Source organism: Phytobacter sp. V69 (assembly GCF_965644215.1).
Lineage (GTDB): Bacteria > Pseudomonadota > Gammaproteobacteria > Enterobacterales > Enterobacteriaceae > Phytobacter.
The window spans coordinates 1-2,075 of sequence record NZ_CBFFRL010000381.1 but is presented as its reverse complement, the minus strand read 5'-3'; the positions used below and the strand labels follow the sequence as shown (position 1 = coordinate 2,075).

Here is a 2,075-nt window from a genome sequence, read left to right as displayed (position 1 = left end):
TTATCTTTCAATGGTCAAGCTGGGTTGCATCCGATTGTTTTACAAGAGGTTATGCAATTAAGGGACACAGCCTAGCGCCACAGGCCTGCCAGCCGCAGATAACCGCAGGTGCGGAGCAATTAACACTGCGCAATGGCAACATCACCGCAGTGCTTAACCTGAAAGGGCAACTGGCGTTTTACAACCAGCGCGGCGAATTGCTGCTTGAGGAGATGTGGCGTCAACGCTCTACCGTCGGTATTGGTGCCAGTGAAAAAAGCCAGGACAAGTACATTAGTGCCCTGAAACTCGATGACCGCGAATTTAAACCGCTTCCCGGTGGCAAGTACCAGCTTACCGTCCGTTTCGAATCACGCCCGGACGAGCGGATTTACGGCATGGGGCAATATCAGCAGCCGTGGCTGGATCTGAAAGGCTGCGTGCTGGAACTGGCCCAGCGCAACTCACAGGCCAGCGTACCTTTTATGCAATCAAGCCTCGGTTACGGTCTGCTGTGGAACAACCCGGCGATTGGCGAAGCCAGCTTTGCCAAAAACCAGATCGAATGGCAGGCGCGCGTCACCCAGGAGATGGACTACTGGATAACCGCCGCCGATAACATTCAGGGCATCACTCGCCAGTATGCAAAAGCCACCGGCACACCACCGCCTGCTCCCGTCTTCACCAGCGGCTTGTGGCAGTGCAAATTGCGCTACCGCACCCAGCAGGAGGTACTGGAGGTGGCGCGTGAGTACCGCCGTCGCCACCTGCCGCTGTCGGTCATGGTTATCGACTTCTTCCACTGGCCGAATCAGGGCACCTGGTGTTTTGACCCGGTCGACTGGCCGGATCCGAAAGCGATGGTCGACGAACTGAAAGCCTTAGGCATTGAGCTGATGGTCTCCGTCTGGCCGACGGTGGAAGCGCGCAGCCCGCTCTTCCCGGTGATGAAGGCCAAAGGGTATCTGGTGACCAGCGATCGCGGCGTACAGGTCAATCTCGACTTTATGGGCAACACCACCTTCTTCGATGCCACCCATCCGCAGGCCCGTGAATTTGTCTGGGAGACGGTGAAGAAAAACTATTACGACCTCGGCATTAAGCTGTTCTGGCTTGATGAAGCAGAACCGGAATACCGCGCCTACGATTTTGATAACTACCGCTACCACGCCGGGCCGGTGCTGGAAGTGGGCAACCAGTATCCACGCGATTTTGCACAGGGCTTTTATGACGGGCTTATCGCCAATGGCGAGAAAGAGATTGTGAACCTGGTGCGCTGCTCCTGGGCGGGCAGTCAGCGCTTTGGTGTACTGGCCTGGTCCGGCGACGTACACTCCTCATTCCACGCGTTTCGCAACCAGCTGGCCGCCGGGTTAAATATGGGGCTGGCGGGCATTCCCTGGTGGACAACGGATATCGGCGGTTTCCAGGGCGGCAATGTCAACGACACGGCCTTCCACGAACTGCTGATCCGCTGGTTCCAGTGGGCGGTGTTCTGCCCGGTGCTGCGTATGCACGGCTACCGTGAACCGCAGATCCAGCCGCCGGAAAGCTACCGTAACGGCATTCCGCAATGCAACAGCGGCTCGCCTAATGAGCTGTGGAGCTATGGGGAAGAGAACTATGCCATCATGCAACACTGGCTCTCGGTGCGTGAAAAACTGCGCCCGTATGTGGATGCCCTGTTCACCAACGCCCAACAGCATGGGGATCCACTGATGCGCCCGTTGTTCTGGCACTATCCGGATGAGCCACAAAGCTGGCAGGTGGAAGACCAGTATCTGTTTGGGGAGGATATTCTGGTGGCCCCGATTCTGCACGCCGGGCAACGTCAGCGTGAAGTCTGGCTGCCAGGCAACCACGGTTGGGTCGATTTGAACGGCGAACGCTATCAGGGTCAGCAGCGAATCACCGTTGCCGCCGGGCTGGAGACGATTCCGGTCTTTATTCGTGAAGGCAGTAAAACAACAGGAATATTCCCTGACGCCTGATGCAAATGCCTGAAAATGAGGGTTTCGTTGTAAAAAACCACCTGCATAGCAGGTGGCATTGATAACGCCCCATAGGGGCGTACTCAGTCCAGACTCTGAGAGTCT

1 protein-coding gene is annotated in these 2,075 nt (G+C 56.9%); it reads left to right on the top strand.

Going from position 1 to position 2,075, the window contains the following annotated elements; genetic code table 11:
* A partial coding sequence (locus ACSZPU_RS25290) for a glycoside hydrolase family 31 protein (protein WP_499004353.1) occupies positions 1-1,970 on the top strand: 1,970 nt, incomplete at its 5' end.
* Positions 1,971-2,075: the final 105 nt, after the last annotated feature.